Genomic DNA, 21768 nt, shown 5'->3' on the forward strand with positions numbered 1-21768 from the left:
TGTGGAAAAGCATGGGGGGGGAGAAGGTTTGGCTGAACAAAAAACTTGGGAAAGCCAGTTAGAATTTCTGCGGCAGCATCCTAACCAGTTGAGGTTATTGTTTCAGGGATTAATTTTGATTGTTTGTGTTCCTTTTTTGTTTTGTATGTTGCTGCAGCAAATAGGTTTTACTATTAATTGGTCCGACGTGGCGTTAGGCGTGGCGTTAGGCGTGGCGGTTGGCGTGGCGTTCGGCGTGGCGTTCGGCGTGTCGGAAGGCGTGGCGTTCGTCGTGGCGTTAGGCGTGGCGTTAGGCGTGGCGTTCGGCGTGGCGGTTGGCGTGGCGTTCGGCGTGGCGTTAGGCGTGGCGGGAGGCGTGGCGTTCGGCGTGGCGGTTGGCGTGGCGGTTGGCGTGGCGTTAGGCGTGGCGTACGGCGTGGCGGGAGGCGTGGCGTTAGGCGTGGCGTACGGCGTGGCGGTTGGCGTGGCGGTTGGCGTGGCGGGAGGCGTGGCGTTCGGCGTGGCGTTAGGCGTGGCGTTAGGCGTGGCGGTTGGCGTGGCGTTCGGCGTGGCGGTTGGCGTGGCGGTTGGCGTGGCGGTTGGCGTGGCGTTAGGCGTGGCGGTTGGCGTGGCGTTCGGCGTGGCAATGTGGCGTCCGGAAAACTGGTTAATTGGTGTGCCACTCAACTCGATCTCAATTCAAAATCGTAGTTTCCTCCTACCTAGAGTTACTCCTATTCCTTTACCCTTGCTAGAAACTCGCTTAAAACTTTGGTTGAAAAAAGATTGGCAACTAGGTCTAGAAAACATTGATCAGCTTTTAAAATATAGTTTACAGTTTATTCCAGTGGTTAATGCTATTAATGAGGTGTTAGCAGAAATTCCCTCAGAACAGATAATTTATCGAATTTCTCAGCTAGCAGAACATCCCTATGATTGGAAACTTGTAAAATTTGCCTCTGCATCTTTAGTGGAAGAGTTAAAATTAGAGTTTATTAAAGGATTAAATTGGTTTTTTTCTTTTATAAGTATAAGCACCTCGTCAGCACCAACTCGCTTAGATACTCCACCCCACGCAACAGCCGCAGGTTTCTGGCATCTCTACGAAAAAGAACCAAAAAAAGCAACAGCAGCGTTTGAGCAAGTACGGGATATCCTTTACGGCGAGGAAATGTTTCTACTAGCTCAAACCCTAACTCAATTTCAAACAGCAACATCTCCTGATACCATTGCCGAAATAAAAATTCCCAACTTTCCACCAGAACCTCATCTACGCCCCATCACCTGGAAAGCTATCAAAGACTTACATCGTGTTGTTGAAGATACCCGACTTATTTTAACAGCAACCTCAAAGTCAGCTCGTTCCTTTGCCCTTGCCAGAGCTATCGGTCAATTAGCAGAAACCCTAAATAATGCAAACACACTTCCCCAAGCCGAAAAAGATTTAATTGTCGATATCGCTCAAAATTGGAAAGAAGCTTTAGAAAAAATTGCTAAAGATGTCGGAGATATATCTATTACTAAACCCGTAAAAAATCCCTACGTCATTGGGGACCCAGTAGAGGGAGACCTGTTTGTAGGTCGGGAAGATATTATGAGAGAACTTGAGCAACTGTGGGTTATGAGTTCTCAAGCACAGTCAGTTATGCTCTACGGTCATCGTCGCATGGGAAAAACATCAATTCTACGGAATATTGCCAAATCTTCCGGTGCAGATGCACAAGTTATTTATGTCGACCTCCAAAGTTTAGAAGCCATTTCCCTGGGAATGGGTGAAGTATTTTTAGCCATTAGTGATAGAATTTCAGATAATATAAGCCTTCCTTCACCAGACACAGAGGAACTACTAAGACTTCCCCAACGAACCTTTGAACTCTACTTAAAACAGGCAATTAAAAAATTAGACAACAAAAGCTTAATTATTGCCCTGGATGAATTTGAAAGTATTGAAAACCTAATCAACGCAGAACAACTTCCACCTAACTTCATGGCAGTATTACGGAGCTTCGTGCAGATGAGTCCGAAAATAGCCTTTGCCTTCGCCGGACTGCACACTCTCGAAGAAATGACACAAGATTACTTTCAGCCATTTTTTGCGGGCTTCATACCCATCCCGGTCAGTTTTTTGAACAAAGCCACAACCAGTCAACTCCTTGCCAACCCAGACCCAGACTTCCTCCTCGAATACGAACCAGAAGCAATGGATCGTATTTACGACCTAACATTCGGGCAAGCCTACCTGGTGCAACTCCTAGGATTTTTACTTGTCAGACGCTACAACAAGCAAGTATTCGAGGAAGGAAAACCCAAAAAAGGTATTTTTACCGTTGCCGACGTGAATACCATTATTGAAGAAAATGAACTATTTGAAACAGGGCGCTATTATTTCACAGGAGTTTGGGGGCAAGCCGGGGAAAATGCACCAGGACAACAAAATATTCTCAGAGCTTTAGCCAACCATTCAGGAAACTGTAGCCGCGCCATGGTTCAGGAAGTTACAGGTTTAGAGCAAAAAATTATTAATGATGCTCTTGATACCCTTTTTCGCCACGATGTCATAGTCGAAACGGAGGAAAACCTAAAATTTGCCGTAGAATTATTTCACCGTTGGGTAGTGAAATATCAACTTGAAAAATAAGATCAGATCCAGAACAGCAAATTCAAAAAAAGTCTTTATTTGTAGTTGAGTTTTAGCCCTGTTCTCATATCCTGTTGAACACTGACACTTGAGAGAATTTGGTCAGGAGAAAGGATACAGTAAGCAGGAAGAAAGAAAAAGCATCTGGTCGGGGTTCGGGGTGGGTACATTTCCTGTTTTTCTGTAGGGAAGTTTTGGTAATTTCTTAGTAAGCATTCAGCTATCAGCATTCAGCACTCAGGAAAATTCCCCTCCAAGAATAATTCCAACTCTGACAGAAAAAAAATGCTGAGTTCAAGTTAGTAATTTATGAGAATGGTGATTAAATAGTTTCCTGAAATTACTGAAGGGGTCAAAGTTTTAGATATCAAAAAATCTTACTTTTAACCTTGAAAATTATGACTTTTAAGCTCGGTGAAACAGTATAAGTTTTGTCAAAAAAATTGAGTCATGAAAATATATCCACTGAGTTCAGGAGCTTACCCGAGAACCAAAATATTTCTCATTCAAAAGTTTTAACAGCTCAAATCTTTATACTTAGTTATATTTTCAGCCCTACTATAAAAAAATCGTTATAATTAAATGAAATAGTTATAATTAAATGAAATATCTATACCTATCTTATGACTTTTAGCCGACTACAAACAAAAACTTTTTTTTTAGTAATTATCCCGAGAAAATATTATTTAATATGTAGCCAAAAATTGTAAAAACTCAAAAACTAGAAATAAATTATCAAACTCTTGCCCATTGCCCATTGCCCTAAAGCATAATCCTAAAAAGTGGTAAAATTTTGGAGAGAAATCAAAGAAAATTACCATGTTTTTCAAAGTGCTTTTATAGGCTCCTAGGTAGTAAATCTTGAGTTCCTAGTCCTACCTAATCATTTATAAGTAGAAAAAAATCAATGTCTCGACCAACTTTATATATTGCCATTACTAATCATGGTTTTGGTCATGCGGTCCGTGTATCATCAGTAGCGAATTTGGTACAACAAATGTGTCCAGACGTTTTATTAATTATGGTGACAACTGCTCCCTATTGGTTACTAGAATCTTATATTTATGGTGATTTTATTTATCGTCCCCGTAGTTTTGACGTAGGAGTAATTCAATCAGATAGTATAACTATGGATAAACAAACTACCCTAGAAAAATTGCAAGAAATTAAAAAGAAAGAATATTCAATTATTGCTGGAGAAGTAAATTTTATCAAGCAAAATAAAGTAAATTTATTATTAGCAGATATCCCGCCCATAGCAGCTAAAATTGCTAAAAGTGTAGATATTCCATGTTGGATGTTGAGTAATTTTGGTTGGGATTTTATTTATCGTCCTTGGGGCGGTGAGTTCATAGAAATTGCTAATTGGATCAGTGAATGTTTTGCTCAGTGTAACCGTTTATTTCGACTCCCATTGCACGAATCTATGAGTGCTTTTCCTAATATTTTTGATGTCGGTTTAACTGGGGGAATTCCACGTTATCAACCCGAAGAAATTAGAGCAAAATTTAATATTCATGCAGAGAAAGAAAAAACTATTTTACTGACCTTTGGAGGTTTAGGTTTAGATAAGATTCCTTATGAAAATATTGGTGCTTTTCCCGACTGGCAATTTCTTACATTTGATAATGATACCCCTGAAATTCTTAACCTTATAAATGTGAGAAAAGAATCTCAAAAAAAAGAGATAAACTTGCCAAATATTCGACCTGTAGACTTGATGCCAATTTGTGGTAGAATAGTTTCTAAACCAGGATATAGTACTTTTGCTGAAGCCTTGCGTTTAGAAATACCTATTGTGTCATTAATGAGAGAAGGTTTTGCCGAGTCAAAATTGTTATTAGAAGGAATTCAAGATTATAGTTATCATCAAATTTTGCCTCCAACAGAATTTTTTCATGATGATTGGGAATTTCTCAAACAACCCCTACAAGCACCCCGTAAATCTGATAAATTAGATAAAAATGGTAGCGAAGCGATCGCTAAATTTATTGTAGATTATATACAATAATTAAGTTTAACCATCTAATTATATTAGGCCTCTAATATTAAACCTCAAAATTCCTGTTATATCTTCTTAATTTGAGAATAGGGGTTTAGGTACAAAGTCGATAGGGAGTAGGTTTCTTAGGAATAAGTAACTTAACCCTTAATAGCTAGAATAACAAAAAACATTATTCTTACTTAATTATAAATTAATGACTTAAATTTTGAGGAATTGATATTACTTGAAAATCTATTGGAGGAAAACAATTATGATACCTGAAATTAACCTGAATAACTTAATTCAAATTGATCTAAACAGTATCATTTTAACTGTAGCTGAAGTCGGAGCCATCATATTAATCTTTTTGGTAATTAGATTTTTTTTCGGCAAAGCATATAAACAATTAATCAAAGTATCATCTATCAAAACAAATAAAAAAAACGTTGAAATTATATACAAAAATATTCTAACTTTTTTAACTATAAGTTGCTTAATCTCATGCTTATTAGTAGTCGGAGTTAATGGATGGCTGCTTTTTTATCAAAGAGAAAATTTAATCGAATACCAAACTTCTTTAATTAAAAATATTTCTTGGAATTATCTTATAGCCATAGGAATTAGAATCCTAAAAGTCTTAGGCATACTAATTATAACTAAATGGAGTATTCCATACATAAACAAATTTATAACCGGGTTAAAAGAGCGGATAAAAAAAATTGAATCTATCAACGCAAGTGACACCAGTATCGAAAAATTATTTGATTTTTTAAAGAGCAACTTTAATAATCTTATCTGGGTGTTATATTTGATAATATCAGCTCAAATAATGCTCTTACCAAAAGTAGTTATTAACTATTTGTATATAGGTTTAAAGATTTACATAATTATTATTATAGGATTAATATTTACTAAATCCAATGCTACAATTATTTATACTTTTGATGCTTTTAGCAAGAAATATTCCGAGAAAAAAAATATTTTTGGTTTCTACGAACGCCTAAAAAAATTAATACCTCTTGCCAAACGATGTTTTGAATATATAATCTATACTGCTACAGCTACTTTAGTATTTAAACAAGTTGATTTTATTGCTTATTTAGCTCCTTATGGCACCAAATTTATAGGAGTTATTGGGGTTATATTTATGAGTCGTGTTTTTCAAGAAATTGGTCAACTTTTACTAGCACAAATACTCCTCAGTCAAACTGATGCAGATGACTCATCTCAACAGAGAAGAAAAACATTTTTTCCTTTATTTAAAAGTTGTATTAAATACCTGATTTACTTTTGTACAGGCATAGTAATTCTTTATACTATTGGCATTGACCCGACTCCTATTTTAGCAGGTGTAGGAATCATAGGTTTTGCAGTTGGAATAGGAGCTCAAAGTCTCGTCGAAGATATAGTTGCAGGTTTCTTTATTTTGTTTGAAAATTATTACTTAGTAGGAGATTTTGTAGAGATAAATGGTATATATGGTGTTGTAACGGGCATAGAATTAAGAACAACTCGTATTAATTATGAAGACAAAAATCATATTATCCATAACCGTGATGTTAAAGATATAGTTAATTATCCCAGTTTTGGTAATGCAGTAGTCATGCTCAAAATTCCTTATCAAGTCAAGATAAGTCAAGTGCATAAAATTATAGAAAAAGTAGGAAATAAAATCCTAGAAGATTATTCAACAGATATAATTGAACCAACAATAATAGAAGGAATAGAAGAGTTTTCTGAACATCAAATATTAGCTGAAATAGTGACAAAAGTTAAGCCAGGAAAACATTTAATGATTCAAAAAATTGTAGGTTTGATGATTAAAGAAGCTTTTGAGGAAGAAAATATTGATCTTAGAGTGGTTAACCATATCAAACTGAATAATAGTAAACCTATTCCCATATTTTTAAAAGGTATAGAATAAAACTATATTTTCTTACTAGAATGTATAAACAGTTAATTAAAGTTACATTAATTTAAACAAGGCAACAATATGTAAAAGTTATCTGCAAAAATTTTTAGGTATTATGTAAGTATTCAGCTATTAACTGAGTCCCTAGTAAAAAAACCTGATTCTTAAGTATATTTTTATTTAAAAAATATCCTTTAAGGTCAAAGGATGCGGCTTTTGTTGTAACATTTAAATTTAGCTAAATTAATAAGGCTTTGAGCAAGCTTCAAAAGCAATAGCTGATAGCTGATGGTTGAACCTTTAGAATACTACTAACCAAAAATAATATGACTCACTATCAACAATTACTGCAAGTTAATACTTCTGGTAAATCTTTATCTAAAATTACTTCTAAAGTAAAGGAAGCTGTACTTAAGTCAGGGGTAAAAACTGGTTTATGCAATCTATTTTTACGCCATACTTCCGCCAGTTTAATAATTCAAGAAAATGCAGACCCAGATGTATTACTTGACTTAGAAAAATTTATTTCTAAATTAGTGCCAGAAGGCAATTATTATATTCATAGTGCAGAAGGACCTGATGATATGCCGGCTCATATTCGTAGTGTTTTAACTCATACTTCTGAACAAATTCCTATTAATAATGGCAAATTAGTATTAGGTACTTGGCAAGGAATTTATGTTTGGGAACATCGCCAACGTGGTCATCAGCGAGATTTAGTAATTCATATTAGTGGGGAGTGATTTTTGATTAATTAACCGATTTTATTCAATATATAGGATTTTTTCTCAAGTAATACTAACCAGGGAAGGCGATAACAATAACCAGATAAATAATACTATTTCTCAAAAATTTTATTCCTAGGTCGGAAATTGAAAATAAGTTTGGTTTCTTTGGTATTACACAAAAAAAAAGGTAAAAAATCAGTTAAAAATATTAGAAGCCAGAGGTTTTTCCCTCTAAATAAAGCGTCTATTTTTAGATTTTATTATATTAATATTCTTTGTAATAAAAGCTAGAGAAACTGTTTTTAATATTATCAAAAAAACACTTTCTCTAAACCTTAATAATATCAGGAGAGCAACTTATTAATCTCTATTCTATTGTGGATAAAAATTAGGGAACAAGTCGGGGAAAACCTATCTAATTTTCTGATTCCTATATATAGTTTTTTTCAAATTAAATCAACACCATAAATGGAAAATATACATTCCCAAGAAACTCCATATAAACCACGGTTTATTAACAAGATTCTTTTCCCCAGGGAAAGAGGTTAAATTTTTACTACTTCTCAATTTTAGTAGCACTTCTTAAATAGCTTTTCAATATAACTAAACTAGATGAAATTGACTATAATAAACCATGTTTCAATACAATTTTTTTTCTCAACCAGAACAAAAAATACTTGATATTTTCTATGGCTTGATCATAAAAAAAAGTACAATATTATTTCGCACTGCAATAGCGATCGCTCTCTTAGGCATTGTAAGTTGTAGGACCGAAATTAAACTTGAGTCATCTACTGCTACTCAGACTCAAAACAAGTCTAGGATAAACTCATCGGTCTCTGATGCTGAAAACATGACCTCTATTTCAGACTACCAAAAAATAACTTTAGTAAAAAACCTAGAACATCCCTGGAGTATTGCCTGGTTACCAGATGGAAAAATACTAATTACTGAAAGACCAGGGCGGTTGCGAATTTTTCGTGATGGAATTTTAGAGCCAACTCCTATTTCAGGTGTTCCCCAAGTCTTTGCTTTTGGTCAAGGTGGTTTACTCGATGTCTCTGCTCACCCGCGTTTTGCCGAAAACCGCTTTATTTATTTAACCTATTCCCACGGCGATCGCTCAAACAACCGCACTCGCATCGCCCGCGCTCGACTAGAGAATAATACCTTGGGGGATCTAAAAGTCATCTTTGAGGTTTCCCAGACGAAACCAGGGGCACAACATTTTGGTTCACGCATTATTTGGTTGCCTGATGGAACTCTAGTAGCAAGTATTGGTGATGGCGGCAACCCACCTATTGAGTTCAATGGTGAATTTATTCGGCAACAGGCTCAAAACCGCAATAGTCATTTTGGCAAAGTGATCAGGTTGAATGACGATGGATCTATACCTTCAAATAACCCTTTTGCTACCTCTACAGATGCTAAACCTGCTCTCTGGAGTTATGGGCATCGGAATATTCAGGGTATCACCTTAGACCCCACAAAAAATAGAGTCTGGGCTACTGAACATGGTTCCAGGGGTGGTGATGAACTGAATTTAATTGAGAGGGGAGAAAACTATGGTTGGCCTGTAGTTACTCACAGTCGTGAATATTCTGGAGGGCTCATCTCTCCAGAAACATCTCGCCCTGGTCTGGTAGACCCGAAAGTGATCTGGACTCCTTCTATAGCTCCCTCTGGTTTGGCTTTTTATAACGGCGATCGCTTTCCCCAGTGGCGAGGCAATTTGTTTGCAGGTGGGTTAGTCTCCCAAGATATTCGTCGCATTCAGCTTGACCCTGGGGGTAATGTTATCGCTCAAAATTCTATTCCCATAGGTCAGAGAGTGCGGGATGTCCGACAGGGACCTGATGGACTGTTGTATGTTCTCACCGATGACCGAAACGGGCAATTAATTCGACTAGAACCTATGGGGAAATAACATGGCGCTACACACTATTCAACAGGGAAGCTCCTGACTTTCCAGATGAGGGAATTCAATAATTTGAATGCAGAATACTTTTAATTATTTCGGGAACATTAGTGATCAAAAGTGTCTGGTTTGTAGTGGAGCTTTAGCCCTGGAAATATCTATCAAGGCAGGAAGTTACTCATAACTCCACCATATCTAGTAGGGGTGTTTTCCTCGGAAATGCTACGCAAATATATTGCCGAGTACTCGCGGATCTTCCCCCCTACAGATAGTCATATTTTGGTAAGTCTTGTTAGGACTTTTGCCTGACTACAAATTTTAATTATAAATATTAAGTCGGATCTGACGTTATCTGTACCTAATATACTTAATAATTTGCAGTGTTTAGAATATACCCTACTTGACCTAAAAGAGGATATTAAATTATGACTTTAAGCTGATGGCAATTTGCACTTCACTCCGTTTCAAGTCTTCCGGTGTCATTGGCGAGTTATACAACAAACGTCTCGGGGCGCTCACAACTTCATATTCTGGGTGCTGTGTCAACCAATGTTTTAACTTTTGCAAATTTTGTTCGTAGCTCTCCCAACTGTAAGCACCTTGCACCCCAATACTCACAACTGTCATTGGTGAAGTATCTCTCACCGCCACCTGAGAATCAATTTTTTGGGGGGTTAGCTCTGGGGTGGAATAAAGAAAGGATACTTCTGTTTTTTGATTTTCTTTAATATAACGAGCTTCTACAGGTGTTGTCATCGCAATTTGATTAGTGCTGATATGTTGATATAGCGGGTCAAAAGCGACTCTAGTTGCCATCCGGGAATCACCTGTATGGGTATAGGTAATGCCGCGGTATTGGGGATATTCTTTAACTTCGATGATGTTTACCTCGGTGGGTTGAGGAAAACCTTGGGGTAAGGACACAGACATAATTTTTTGTATGATTTATTTAAGGGGATATTTTGAGTTTTGGTCTCTAAATGGCCATGAATGCTCTTAAACATGTTTCCATGGCATTCCGAAAGCAAATACTCTGAGTCATTATATGATAATAAATATGTGGATAAAAGGGTAAGCCTAAGCAGAATAAAGGATAAAGGATAATGATAAGTTTACTGAAAATTTGGCAAGGATAATTGTGGTTTTCAATTGGCATATTTTGAGGTTTTTGATGAGCCAAAATAAATAATTTATTTAGCTATTAATTGCATACTTAGATTAATGTCTTAAGAAGATATTGAGAGTAGGAAAGTTGTATGCGGCGTTCCTACATTATTTCTAATGCTCAGGTTATCGGAAGAGGCTATTAATTTTTGCTGTCAGTTTTTTATCTAGCCAGAAAAAAAGATACGGCTGGTTTGGGTAAAATGATGTTTGGCTGTTATGGTATTATGTAGTGTGATTATCCAAAAAATTAGACCATGTAGACTATGTATAACCTAAAACCTGCTACCTAAAATCTAACATCTAAAACCTGCTACCTAAAACCTAATACCTAACAAAAGATATCAACCAACTAATAACTAAAAGTGGACAACAAACGCATAGAAGCATACACCAACCTCGTTAACCAACTGCTAACTTCCCCCAGCGGTGAGAAAGCAAAAATCCTCGAAACAAACCTAGACTTGGTAGATGAAGGGTTACTGGAAATAATGGAACTTTACGCACAACAACTGGCAGAAAACGATGACGAAAATGCTCAAAACGCTGCTAATTTTTTACGTCATCTCAGGAGTCAGCTTGTAGAGTTACTAGAAACTTCAGAATTTTCTCCCTCAACTCATTACTCATCGGCAGAATATTTGAATTTCTGGAGGGAGGTGTTGCTGGCAACTGCAGAAAGCAAAGGTGACCCGAAAGTTGTCTACCCACTCCTACAAGAAAACTTAGATAAACTTGATGATAACTTTGCTGATATATTGCGAAACTGGGCAACTGCTAAATTTTCTGAAGTGGAGGCGGGTGTAGCAAAAAGCATTGCTATAGATATTATTTATTTCAGTGTCTACATTAAGCAATTTCCTCTGGGCAGCAAAGCAAACAACATGGAAATTAGCATTGCAGGTTATGAAGTAGTGCTAAAAGTTTTTACATATAAGAGTCACCGGGAAATTTGGGCAATGACTCAAAATAATCTCGGCGCTGCCTACAGTGACAGAATAAGGGGAGACAAAGCCGAAAATATTGAAGCTGCCATTGCTGCATACCAACAAGCTTTGCTGGTGTACACCCAAACTGACTTCCCCATGGACTGGGCAATGACTCAAAATAATCTCGGCAATGCCTACAGTGACAGAATAAGGGGAAACAAAGCCGAAAATATTGAAGCTGCCATTGCTGCATACGAACAAGCTTTGCTGGTGTACACCCAAACTGACTTCCCCATGGACTGGGCAAGAACTCAAAATAATCTCGGCATTGCCTACAGTAACAGAATAAGGGGAGACAAAGCCGAAAATATTGAAGCTGCCATTGCTGCATTCCAACAAGCTTTGCTGGTGTACACCCAAACTGACTTCCCCATGGAATGGGCAAGAACTCAAAATAATCTCGGCATTGCCTACAGTAACAGAATAAGGGGAGACAAAGCCGAAAATATTGAAGCTGCCATTGCTGCATGCCAACAAGCTTTGCTGGTGCGCACCCAAACTGACTTCCCCATCAACTGGGCAGCAACTCAAAATAATCTCGGCGCTGCCTACAGAGACAGAATAAGGGGAGACAAAGCCGAAAATATTGAAGCCGCCATTGCTGCATGCCAACAAGCTTTGCTGGTGTACACCCAAACAGACTTCCCCATCAACTGGGCAAGAACTCAAAATAATCTCGGCATTGCCTACAGTGACAGAATAAGGGGAGACAAAGCCGAAAATATTGAAGCTGCCATTGCTGCATACCAACAAGCTTTGCTGGTGCGCACCCAAACAGACTTCCCCATCAACTGGGCAACAATTCAAAATAATCTCGGCGCTGCCTACAGAGACAGAATAAGGGGAGACAAAGCCGAAAATATTGAAGCTGCCATTGCTGCATACGAACAAGCTTTGCTGGTGCGCACCCAAACTGACTTCCCCATGGACTGGGCAAGAACTCAAAATAATCTCGGCAATGCCTACAGTGACAGAATAAGGGGAGACAAAGCCGAAAATATTGAAGCCGCCATTGCTGCATACCAACAAGCTTTGCTGGTGCGCACCCAAACTGACTTCCCCATGGACTGGGCAATGACTCAAAATAATCTCGGCAATGCCTACAGTGACAGAATAAGGGGAGACAAAGCGGAAAATATTGAAGCTGCCATTGCTGCATACCAACAAGCTTTGCTGGTGCGCACCCAAACTGACTTCCCCATGGACTGGGCAGGAACTCAAAATAATCTCGGCAATGCCTACAGTGACAGAATAAGGGGAGACAAAGCCGAAAATATTGAAGCCGCCATTGCTGCATACGAACAAGCTTTGCTGGTGTACACCCTAGAAGCAGACCCCATCAAACATCTCGGAACCACCCGCAACCTAGGCAACCTATATTTCGACAACCAAAACTGGCAACTCGCCGCCGACAACTATAAAAAAGCCATAACCGCAGTGGAACTCAGCCGCAGTTGGGCAACCACCGACGATCGCCGCCAGGAAATACTCAAAGAAAACATCAATATCTATAACAAAGCCATCCAAGCATACATACACCTAAAAAAGTTAGAACAAGCACTAGAAATAGCCGAGCGCAGTCAAGCCCGAAACCTAGTCCAACTCCTCACCAACCGCGACTTAGTTCCTCAAGATAATGTACCCCCAGAAATAACCCAACAACTTCAACAACAACAAAAAGAAATTCGCGTCAACAAAGGAGAACTAGAGAAAGTCAGAAAACAACTATCACAGCAAAACACAGAGGAAAAAACATCATTAGAAAAATCTGAGAAACAGCTAAACGAAGAATTACAGAAACTCAGACAGCAGTTAGAAAAAACATTCAATCAAATTCAGGAATACGACCCCACCTTCCGCCTGACCCAGGAAGTGCAACCAATAGCTTTTAGAGAAATTCAGCAACTTGCCACAGAACAGCAGACAGCAATTATTGAGTGGTATATTATGGGAGAAAAATTCCTAGCATTTATCCTAGTTCCCCCAACCTCAACAGCAACATCAGAATTATTTATGTGGCAGTCTACCGAAGACGACAGTAAAAATTTAGAGGAGTGGGTAAAAGAATATCTAGAAAAATATTATGAACTTCAGGAAGCAGAGCTAGAAAATCAGGAAAAAGCCAAAAAATTACAACAAGAATGGGAGACAAAAATAACAACTCGCCTAGAAAAACTAGGAGAAATTTTACATATAAAAGAAATACTCCAACCCATCCTCGAAAGTGAATGTCAAAGACTCACCTTAATTCCCCATTCCTTCCTACATTTTCTCCCCCTTCATATCTTACCCATTAATAACCCAGAAAATAGTCAAGAAAACCCAGAAAAAAAATATCTCCAGGATTATTTTAACCAGGGAGTAAGCTATGCTCCAAGCTGCCAAATATTGCAAAAAGTTAGAGAACGAAAAAACCAAGAATTTCAGAGTTTATTTGCCATTCAAAACCTCAACGACACCGAAAATTCACCCCACTTAGGCATTATTTCAATAATCAAAAAACAATTTAATAATGTGGAAATAATCCAAGAAAATCAAGCCACAAAATCAGCATTAATTAACCATCCCAAATTATCCCTTGCTAACTCCATATTATTCTTCTGTCATGGAGTATTTAACCCTACTTATCCCCTAGATTCAGGATTAATATTAGCCGATGAAAAACTCACATTAGGAGATATTATTCAAAACCTAAATTTAAGCAAATGTCGCCTAGTAACCCTAGCCGCTTGCGAAACAGGATTAACAGATATCTTCAATCAAGAATATGTAGGTTTACCCAGCGGTTTTCTCCTAGCAGGAAGTACAAATATTATTGCCAGTCTTTGGAGTGTGAGAGTTGATGCAACAGCGTTATTAATGTTAAGATTATATCAAGAATTAAAAAAATATGATAATATAATAATAGCCTTAAAAACAGCCCAAAACTGGTTAAGAGATATAAAGGTGCAAGAATTAAAAGAGTGGGTCAGAAAGTCCCCTCTAAAAATAAAAATTCATTGGCAAGAAGAATTAGAAAAAACATTTACTAAAATGGAAAATCTAGAAGGAGCCAATTGTAAACCATATAACTCACCTTATTTTTGGGCTGGTTTTTGTGTTGTCGGAAAAGGAGAATAAATTAAGTAAAAAGTAAAAAGTAAAAACTAAAAAATTAGACTTGAAAAATTAAAAACTTTGAGAGAAAAGTCACTTCAGGAAATTATTTGACATAGCTACAAAAGACCGTAACTATCTCTACACCCCTAGTATAATTACAGCCTTTTCAAATTGATCAACAACATCGCCATAACCAAAACCTTAAACTGACCCTCCATGGAACCTCCCTAAAGAATAAAAAATCAAAAAAGGTAAAAACCTGTTGATAAATTAGTTGTAGATTTTTTCCAATTATTTTGACTTTAACCCTTACTTATACTTAGCTACTCATTAAATCAATTATTTTTAGTTCTGATAACCATCATAATAAATAATCGACTCCTTGAGTTTACGCTTTTCCCAGTTAGTAATTTCCAGTAAAGGACGCTCTGTAAACTCTGTAACATAGCCTATACATAAATAAGCTATTAACTCATTTTCCAGAGGAGCATTCAGAATCATTTTCACCTCTTTTTCATCTAAAATACTCACCCAACCCAAACCTAAATTCTCCGCCCTAGCCATCAACCACAAATTTTGAATTGCCAGACAAACACTGTAGGGTCCAAACTTCTCTTGACTAGTTTGACCAACAACAGAATTAGGTGAAGGTTTATAGAAAACAGCAATATTAACAGGAGCCGCAGTAATTCCTTCCAACTGAAGCTGATTATAGAAAGGTCTATCTTTAAATATTTTTTTAGCCTTTTCATTCTCCTTAATAAAAGAATCTTTAACCTTAGCCTTAATTAATGGATCACGAATAATTATAAATTCCCAGGGTTGAGAAAAACCTACAGAAGGAGCGTGTAAAGCAGCAGATAACAACCGTTCAACTATTGAATCAGGAATTTCTTTACTAATAAAATTTTTCCCAAACTCTGTGCGGCGATTTATAATAATATCTGCAAGTACTTGACTTTCTTGTTCAGTAAAAGCTCGACCTTTCATATCATTTTTCTCCGTTTTATTTGACAAATTTTTTAACATAAAACTGAATCAACTAATATAAATTAAAGTTTTTGTAAATCAGATCTTTAATTGTTTATATTATACTCTAACTTAGTCATTATTATTGTACAAATCTAGCTTAAATATGTCACAAATAATGTTAAAATGTTAAGATATAAAAATAATTCATTAAATCACCATAATCTCAACACTTTGAACCAATAAAATCTTAATCAATAACTTTTAATTTTAACTTTCCCCTAGTGGCGCTAAGGGGGGTAACAATGCCGTCTATGCAAAAAAAATACAAATAATTTCAACCTGTTAAACCTGAAATAACTTTTTTCAATTACCGTAAATTCAAAGACTTGAAACCTTCAAAACTTACTTTAAACCTAAATCTAATATAGACATCATCCCAAAACAATCATTACTCAAAAAACTAACGACCCCAAGAGCCAACTCTATCCTCCTAGTTCCTGCTGAAAACCAAAATCCTCCCAAGTGTAAATATTTAACCAGACATGATATAATCTCAAAAATAAAAAAAGATACTTAACCTAAGTGAAACTTCAATTATTCAGAAATAAATACTGGCCGAAAAACTTTTGTACTAATTTGCTCATTAGCACAAAAAAGCATTAACTTTATAAATCTTCTACAGAGCTTCCATACAACCTTCCGACCCACTCGTCCACTTCCCCTCCACCATCATAACTAGAAGTAGACTTCCAACTCAAGAAACTTTAACAAACATTTATTAAACTAGTATAAAGATAATACTTTACCTTCACCCTTGGGGGTTAACTCCCATCAAAGGTTATAATCTTTGTATATTCTTAAGCATTAAGCATATTTTAACAAAAATCACAAAATCTAGGAATCTACCTGTGAACAAACAACAAAACCAAAAATTTAAATTTGACCCCATTGATACTGCCCTAGCAGACATTAAAGCAGGTAAGTGCGTCGTAGTAGTTGATGACGAACATCGAGAAAACGAAGGAGATGTTATTTGTGCAGCTCAATTTGCTACTCCAAACATGATTAACTTTATGGCAGTAAAAGCCAGAGGTCTAATTTGTCTCGCATTGACAGGCGATCGCCTCGACCAACTAGAAGTTCCACTGATGGTTACCAACAATACTGACAGTAACCAAACCGCTTTCACCGTTAGTATTGATGCCTCCCCAGAATTGGGAGTCTCCACAGGTATCTCAGCAGAAGACCGAGCCCGAACTATCCAAGCTGTTATTAATTCTAACACCAAACCAGAAGATTTACGTCGCCCCGGTCATGTATTCCCCATTCGAGCCAAAGAAGGAGGAGTCTTAAAAAGAGCAGGTCATACAGAAGCTTCCATTGACTTAGCTAGACTATCAGGTTTATATCCAGCCGGAGTTATTTGTGAAATTCAAAACCCAGATGGTTCCATGGCAAGATTACCTCAACTAGTAGAATATGCCCAAACTCATAACCTCAAACTCATTAGTATTGCCGACATCATCAGTTATCGCATCAAACACGATCGCTTTGTCTTCCGAGAAGCTGTTGCTAAATTACCCTCTCAATTCGGTAACTTCCAAATTTATGCTTACCGCGATACTCAAAATAATTTAGAACATATAGCTATTGTTAAAGGCAACCCAGCAGAATTTTCCCAAAGAGATATAATGGTGCGGGTCCACTCTGAGTGCTTAACTGGAGATGCTTTTGGTTCTCTGCGTTGTGACTGTAGAATGCAATTACAAGCAGCAATGAAAATGATTGAACATGCAGGTGCAGGAGTCGTTGTTTATTTACGACAGGAGGGCAGAGGGATAGGGTTAGTTAATAAACTTAAAGCCTATTCATTGCAAGACATAGGATTAGATACTGTGGAAGCTAATGAAAGACTAGGCTTTCCAGCAGATTTACGCAACTATGGTGTAGGAGCCCAAATATTACATGATCTAGGGGTCAATAAAATGCGTTTAATTACAAATAACCCCCGTAAAATAGCAGGTTTACATGGTTATGGTATTGAAATAGTAGATCGAGTACCTTTGTTAATTGAAACGACAGATTATAATTCTGCTTATCTAGCCACTAAGGCTCAAAAATTAGGTCATATTTTGTTACGGAGTTATTTAGTAACAATTGCTATTAATTGGAATAATCAAAAAATCGAAGAAGAAACTTTCGATAATTCTGATCATATAAATATGAAGTCTTTAGCTCAACAGCGGTATCAATATTTAGAAAAACTACGCAGTTTGATCAAAGAATATGATTTTCTGTTGCAGGAAGAAACAAGGCCAGTAGCAACTGCAGTCTTTGCCCAAGCTCCTTTAATCGTTAATTTTGGTTTAGAACAAGCAACATTAACTACATCTAAATGGTATCAAGAATCAAATAATCCTTATTTGGTAGCGATCGCTAAAGTCTTAACAGAAATAGCCCAATGGCAGAATATGTTAAAATTAGAATTTATCATTGCTTCTGGTTTAGATCCTATGATCGCCTTACAGATAAAACTAGAACGTCAGACCTTAGAAATTACTGAATTATCCACAGCTATGGAACATTTAGAAACACAAAAAATTTACAGTTTAAAAATTTAGCATTTTGGGCAAATAATCTTCCCGACACTGAGCAGGTAATATCATGTCCGGTTGAACGTTTACACTTTAGAGTCTTTTAGCAGGAGGCGCTCACCATGAGGTAACAGGATAGAATTGGTCATTACGGTCCTTAGTTTTTTGTCATTACCCGGACATGATATTAAGAAAACCGGAATTAGGAGAAAAGAGAATTTAGGAATATTTGCATCCTTGCTGAAGATGAAACTTTTTTCGGCCATTTCACCAAATTAAGCAGATTTGATCTGATATCAGAAATTACTTTTAACTTTTAAACCGATCAAATCTGACCTTTTAATTTTGACTCTTGACTTTTATTTCCATAATTCCTCAAGCTTTACCACAACCTTTCATTAGAACTACTCAACCGAAAATAATATGAGCCAAACAAAGTAGAGCCTAAAAAACTAATGAATAGTTTTAAAACTACCATAGTAAATATTTACAAAAATCAATATTTTGTCATATTATGAGATAAATGATGAAAGCAAGTCCTCTTTAAACCCAAATGAAAATCCCTGACTTAGACAACCAAAATATTGATCGTATCGTTGAAATGGCTTGGGAAGATCGAACACCCTTCGAGGCCATCAAAACTCAGTTTGGTCTCGAGGAGAAACAAGTCATTGTATTAATGCGACGCTCTATGAGTATCTCAAGCTTTAAGATGTGGCGCAAGCGAGTCACTGGGCGCAAAACGAAGCACACCCACAAAAGAGCCTTTGAGCTAGGACGTTTCAAGTCAAAGAACCAAAAAAGTTAACTATACTCTTATCCTCTTATATCATGTCCAGTTAAATACTTACACTTTGGAGAAAGTAAGGTCCTCAGAAGGCTCCTCGACCTTAATTGAATTATGATACTTTCTCTAATATCATTTAAGAAATTTATATATTATATCTAAGCTGTCAATAATAGAATTGTGCGACGTTGGAAAATTGAAAATTCTCAAAAGTATACTAATATAAGCCTTTAATTATTTTAATACTCAAAAGCACACTTAAACCTGAACTTGTTTTGGGTTTTAGCCATTTTTGGGGCTATATCCCCATCTCCAACAACTCCAATATCACACAAGAAATTAATTTAAAGAATAATTTTTGCAGGAAAAAAGCACAAATACTTTAAAATTACTATACTTTCAATTCTACATGAAAAATAGTCAAACTTATTTCTTTGTCTATGAACATTAAACGTAGAGAATTTCTTATCTTCCTTGGAGCAGGTGCCGGAAAAATTGTCCTGAGTTCTTCTCAGCAAGAACCTTCAGCCAAGCTAGCTAAAAAATATCCAATTAACAACAGTTCAACTAACAATATTAACTTCCAACCACCTCAAAGCCCAATACCTCTAGTAACCAGTAATCAAGAATTCAAAATAGATGACTATACTACATACGAAGTAGTAGATGATTTAGTCATTCCAAAAGGCTTTACCTACGACATTATAGCTTCTTGGGGAGACAAAATCGGTGATTCTCGTTTTGGCTACAATAATGATTATCTCTCCTATATTGAAACAGGAGAAAACGAAGGGTTATTAACCATAAATTTTGAATATATTAGCCCCTTACCTTGGGTAACAAGTTATCAAAAAATTATTGGTAAATCTTTGCCATTTTTAGAGATAGCATCAGAATTTCAGGAAGCAGTAAAATCCAATATTAACTCTCAAGAATTACTAAATAAAAGCCCTCTAAAAAAACAAATAACTACAATTGCTAAGGAAGCAATGATCGATATGGGAATAGGCGTTATTTCCATTCGTCGCCAACCTGATGGCCAATGGGTAAGAACAAACTCAAAATTTGACCGCCGAATAACAGGTATTTCAGGATTAGAAGATGGACACTATTTAAAATCAACAGGCCCAGCAGTAGCAGTATTTAAGAAAAAAGGCAAAGGTTATGATGATAAATTAGGCGATCGCATCATTGGTAGTTTTGCCAACTGTGCAGGTGGTACTACACCTTGGGGAACAGTCTTTAGTGCCGAAGAAAATTTTCAAAAGTATGTAATTGAAGCAGTTTATTCTGATGGTACTTCTATTGACCCTACCCAAGACAAGTCTCTCTTTATTGGTGAACAAGGAGTAGTTGGTCTGGGCAGTGCCTTTGGTTTAGCTGGTAATAAATATGGTTGGATGGTAGAAGTAGATCCAGCCTTACCCGATGATTATGGGACAAAACATACTTGGTTGGGCCGTTATCGTCATGAAGCAGTCGGTATTAGGGCACAAGCAAACCAACCTTTAGCTTTTTATTCAGGATGCGATCGCCGTAGCGGTCATCTCTATAAATTTGTCAGTAAAGACATTGTCAAAGACCCCACAGACAAATCCAACTCCCAACTATTGACAAATGGAATGTTATATGGTGCAAAATTTAATTCTAACGGTACAGGTAGTTGGATTCCCTTAAAAGAGGATACCCCCGTTAATCCAGATTTACCAAGTGTCCATGTGAACAATATGATTAATCTACCCCAAAGACCTGATGGTGGTAGCTTCAAAGTAACAAAAGATAGAGATATAGAAGCTTTTAAACAAAAATATCAAACTTTGGGGGACTTATACCAAGGAGACCCCGAAGCAAAACAAGGAGCAATTCTGATAGATGCCCATTTAGCTGGGAATGCTGCTGGGGTTACTTGTACTGCCCGTCCCGAAGATACTATAGTGGCCAAAGACGGCAGTCTATTTATTGCTTTTACTTCTGGATATCCTAGTAGTTCTGATGGTAGTCCAGATCAACGTATCTTTAAAGGTCCAGATGGTGAAGCTTATGAATATGGCTGGATTATGCGTTTAGTTGAAGATAGCGATCGCCCAGATGCTATGACATTTCGTTGGCAAATGTTTGCCACAGGAGGAGAACCAACATTTGGTGGACTAGGATTTTCTAATCCTGACAACCTAGAGTTTGACGATCAGGGTAATCTCTGGATGGTCACAGATATTAGTACCAATAAGCATAATCAAATAGTGCCTGAGAATCGAATAGACAAAGATGGCAAACCAATTAACCAGGCAAGTCTTTGTGGTTTATTCGGTAATAATTCAATCTGGTATATTCCCACCTCTGGCTCTAATGCTGGTCAAGCATACTTATTTGGCATTGGACCAACAGAATCAGAAACTTCTGGGCCTTTCTTTACCAAAGATGGAGAAACTTTATTTTTGGCCATTCAACATCCAGGAGAATATAACGGCATCCGTCAAAACATGGCCTCAGAAACTCGTCGGTTGGCCATGAAAACCATAGATGGTTCAGATTTTATGCAAAATCGTATAGTCCCCATGGGTTCTAACTGGCCTGAAAAAAAAATTAACCACCCTCCGAAACCTTCAGTAGTTGCTATTCGTCGCTTAGATTCAACAAGGATTACATGAAAAAATAAAAAACTGAAAAACAATTAAGTAGTAAAAATTTGGTGGTTAGATAAAGTTATTTTCTAATTTGCTAATTTATTTGAATTTCATATTCAACTACCATTTTTTTCTAATATCCTTATCCTATATTCGTTTTTGGATTTTTTTTCCGAAAAAATTATGAAAATTTAGGTTGCAAATTATCAGATTAGGTGTAAAATTTTGCACGAGAGTACAACTTTTTCTAATCAGGTAAAATCTAATTTCTAAGATGAAATCCTAAACTCATCATTAAGAAATATAGTATATAGACAAATTAACAAAACTATGATAGAGAGAAGGGAACAATGATAGATATGTTGGCATCTGAAATTCTA

11 protein-coding genes are annotated in these 21768 nt (G+C 36.8%); 9 read left to right on the forward strand and 2 right to left on the reverse strand.

All coding sequences use genetic code 11. The features are described 5' to 3' along the window. Positions 1 to 403 precede the first annotated feature (403 nt). From TERY_RS21515 to TERY_RS21535, 5 genes are all read left to right on the forward strand, one after another. Positions 404 to 2617 carry an AAA family ATPase gene (locus TERY_RS21515; protein ID WP_370496049.1) on the forward strand — a complete coding sequence of 738 codons (2214 nt, stop codon included), beginning with the start codon at positions 404 to 406 and terminating at the stop codon, positions 2615 to 2617. Between the two features lie 907 nt (positions 2618 to 3524). Beyond that, the gene (locus TERY_RS21520; RefSeq protein ID WP_011613765.1) at positions 3525 to 4628 is read left to right on the forward strand and encodes a hypothetical protein; all 1104 of its coding nucleotides are present in this window, start codon (positions 3525 to 3527) and stop codon (positions 4626 to 4628) included. Between the two features lie 244 nt (positions 4629 to 4872). Further along, positions 4873 to 6525 carry a mechanosensitive ion channel domain-containing protein gene (locus TERY_RS21525; protein ID WP_011613766.1) on the forward strand — a complete coding sequence of 551 codons (1653 nt, stop codon included), beginning with the start codon at positions 4873 to 4875 and terminating at the stop codon, positions 6523 to 6525. Between the two features lie 314 nt (positions 6526 to 6839). Beyond that, positions 6840 to 7256, forward strand: a complete 417-nt coding sequence (locus TERY_RS21530) for a secondary thiamine-phosphate synthase enzyme YjbQ (RefSeq protein ID WP_011613767.1) — start codon at positions 6840 to 6842, stop codon at positions 7254 to 7256. Positions 7257 to 7875: 619 nt separating this feature from the next. Beyond that, the gene (locus TERY_RS21535) at positions 7876 to 9168 is read left to right on the forward strand and encodes a PQQ-dependent sugar dehydrogenase (protein WP_011613768.1); all 1293 of its coding nucleotides are present in this window, start codon (positions 7876 to 7878) and stop codon (positions 9166 to 9168) included. A gap of 414 nt (positions 9169 to 9582) precedes the next feature. Here TERY_RS21535 and TERY_RS21540 read toward each other — a convergent pair whose 3' ends face one another. Continuing rightward, entirely contained in the window at positions 9583 to 10089 is a 507-nt protein-coding gene (locus TERY_RS21540) for a heme-binding protein (RefSeq protein ID WP_011613769.1), read from the reverse strand. Positions 10090 to 10688: 599 nt separating this feature from the next. Between TERY_RS21540 and TERY_RS21545 the strand changes: the two genes are divergently transcribed. Beyond that, on the forward strand, positions 10689 to 14432 hold the full coding sequence (locus TERY_RS21545; RefSeq protein WP_011613770.1) for a CHAT domain-containing protein: 3744 nt from the start codon (positions 10689 to 10691) through the stop codon (positions 14430 to 14432). Positions 14433 to 14756: 324 nt separating this feature from the next. On the opposite strand, the gene bluB is transcribed toward TERY_RS21545, so the two are convergent. After that, positions 14757 to 15401 (reverse strand): 5,6-dimethylbenzimidazole synthase, encoded by a 645-nt coding sequence (bluB, locus tag TERY_RS21550; protein WP_044137913.1) that lies wholly within the window; start codon positions 15399 to 15401, stop codon positions 14757 to 14759. A gap of 890 nt (positions 15402 to 16291) precedes the next feature. On the opposite strand from bluB, the gene ribBA reads away from it, so the two are divergent. The 3 genes from ribBA (at position 16292) to TERY_RS21565 (ending at position 21412) form a co-directional block, all read left to right on the forward strand. After that, positions 16292 to 18004: a bifunctional 3,4-dihydroxy-2-butanone-4-phosphate synthase/GTP cyclohydrolase II gene (gene ribBA, locus TERY_RS21555; RefSeq protein ID WP_011613772.1), complete on the forward strand. Its 1713-nt coding sequence runs from the start codon at positions 16292 to 16294 to the stop codon at positions 18002 to 18004. 526 nt (positions 18005 to 18530) lie between these two features. Further along, complete coding sequence (locus TERY_RS21560; RefSeq protein ID WP_011613773.1) at positions 18531 to 18785, forward strand: TIGR03643 family protein; 255 nt, start codon at positions 18531 to 18533, stop codon at positions 18783 to 18785. Positions 18786 to 19204: 419 nt separating this feature from the next. After that, entirely contained in the window at positions 19205 to 21412 is a 2208-nt protein-coding gene (locus TERY_RS21565) for an alkaline phosphatase PhoX (protein WP_011613774.1), read from the forward strand. Positions 21413 to 21768 lie beyond the last annotated feature (356 nt).

The organism is Trichodesmium erythraeum IMS101 (assembly GCF_000014265.1).
In the GTDB taxonomy this organism is placed as follows: Bacteria; Cyanobacteriota; Cyanobacteriia; order Cyanobacteriales; family Microcoleaceae; genus Trichodesmium; species Trichodesmium erythraeum.